At 80.0% G+C, this 1,978-nt stretch carries 1 protein-coding gene; it reads right to left on the bottom strand.

Features of this window, described 5'->3' with window-relative positions; genetic code table 11:
* Window positions 1–31: 31 nt before the first annotated feature.
* Complete coding sequence (locus RKE29_RS29620) at window positions 32–1,693, bottom strand: sigma-70 family RNA polymerase sigma factor (RefSeq protein ID WP_312008798.1); 1,662 nt, start codon at window positions 1,691–1,693, stop codon at window positions 32–34.
* Window positions 1,694–1,978 lie beyond the last annotated feature (285 nt).

Below are 1,978 nucleotides of genomic sequence, written 5' to 3' on the forward strand. Positions count from 1 at the left end.
GCCAAGGCGGCGCGGGCCAAGGCGGCGGCGGTCAGTCCGCGGGGGCGGGCGACGGGGCCGTGTCCTGGCCGGTGGGCTGGGGGGTCGGGACGGGCAGCGCGCCGTACCCGCCGAGCATGATCATCGTCCCGCCCGGCTCGATGGAGACCCGCGCGACCCAGCGGCCGGGCGGCTCGCGGTCGCGGTTCACGGTCACCGTGACCGTCGCGGACTCGCCGGCCCGCAGCGTCCCGGACGTACGGCTCAGCCGCAGCCAGGGCGCGCCGGCGAGCGCCGTCCAGCGCACCGGGCCGCCCCCGGAGGCGGTCAGCGTGACGGTCGTGGCGCCGCCGCTCGTGCGGGTCTCGACCGCCAGCCACCCCGGGTCGGCGGCCGGGTGGCCGCTGCTGACCCGCGCGCCGTTCGAGCGCAGCCGCACGGTCGGCGGCCTGTCGGGAGTCCCGCCCTTGCCGTCGGCGTCGCGCGCGTCGGCGGACGCGCCGGGCGAGCGGTCCGCGGGCCGGACCGCCGTGGGGCGCGGGCCGGAGCCGCGCCAGGTGCCGCCCGCCGTCGCGTACGGGGACCCGGTGACCGGGCCGCCGCCCGCGCGCGAGCCGCCGGCGGCGGCCGCCGAGTCGGTGGTCTGGTGGTGGCGCGCGTCGTCCCGGAAGGCGGTCCACATGGCCACCACCGGGGCGACCACGACCGCGGCGACCACCGCGGCGGTGACCGCGAGGCTGCGCACGCGGTAGCGGCGCGCGGCGCGGTCCTGGGGGGGCAGCGGGAAGCCGGACCGGTCGAAGCGCGGTTCGGCGGCCGCCCGCGCGGGGCGGGCGCGCGAGGCACGCGTCATCGCGGCGTGCACGGCGGTCCTGGGCGCTTCCAGCACGGGCAGTGCCGCGGGCGCGGCCGCCGTGCCCGGCCACGGGCCGCCCGCCGTGGCCCGCTCCGCCACGCGGCGGCACGCGCCGCACTCGTCGACGTGCCGCACCAGCTCGCGGCGCGGGTTCGCGGACAGCAGCGCGCCGGAGCCGCGGGCGATCCGCGCGACGACCGGGCAGTGGCCGAGGTCGGCCACGGCGAGCGCGGCGCGGGTCCGCTCGACCTCGCACGCGGCGCTGGCCAGCAGCGCGTCGGCCGCCTCCTCGTCCAGCCTCAGGACGGCCGCGACCTCGCGCGGCCGCAGCTGGTGGCGTACGGCCAGCTCCAGGGCCTCGCGCTGCTCGGGCGCGGTGCCCGCCGCCTCGGGCCAGTCCAGGGCGGCGAGTTCGCGGCGGCGGCGCTCGGCGGCGGCGCCGGGCAGCCCTGACGGGCCGTCCGGCGGCTGCCGCGACCCGCTGACGCGGCCGGCCTCCGGCTTCCGCGCTCCGCGGGAGCGCAGCTCGGCGAGCCTGCGCAGACACGCCCAGCGGGCCAGGGCGTAGAGCCAGCAGCGGCGCAGCTCGCTTTCGGCGAGGGCGCACTCGCGGCCCCGCCACCGCCCTCGCGCGCGCTGCCGCTCGGCCACGGCGAGCGCCTGGCCCAGCACCTCGGTGGCCGTGTCGTGGCGGCCCAGGACGGACAGGCAGTACGTGAACAGGCCGTCCAGGTACGGCTCGTACCGCGCTTGCGGCCCCGGGGGGCGCGGGGCGCGCGAAGAGTCGGCACGGGGCGCACGGCGGTGCGCCTGGTGTGCGCCGGTGGCATGTGTCGAGTCCTCGGGCCTGCTGCTCATCCGGTGAAGGTAGGCGGCCCGTGGCGGCTCTTCCGTGTCACTTGCACAGGTTTAACCCTTACGGGTGATCACTTCGCTCCTACGAGGGTGGGCGTTCTGCCGTATGGCCGTCTGACCTGCTATGGGCGGGCCTCCGACCGCGTCGTACGCGCCGTACGCGCGGGTCGGCGTCCGGCGCGCGGGCGGGGCGCGGGCCGGTCGGCGGGGCCGCGTGGGCCGAGGTGGCGCACGCTGGCGTGGACGTGATGTGCGCCGGTCGACGCGCCGGGTCAGGCCGCCGCGCGC

Source organism: Streptomyces sp. B1866, from assembly GCF_031932565.1.
Lineage (GTDB): Bacteria > Actinomycetota > Actinomycetes > Streptomycetales > Streptomycetaceae > Streptomyces.

Coding starts and splice junctions, on each gene's coding strand:
- RKE29_RS29620 (WP_312008798.1), bottom strand. CDS start 1,693: ATGAGCAGCAGGCCCGAGGACTCGACACATGCCACCGGCGCACACCAG.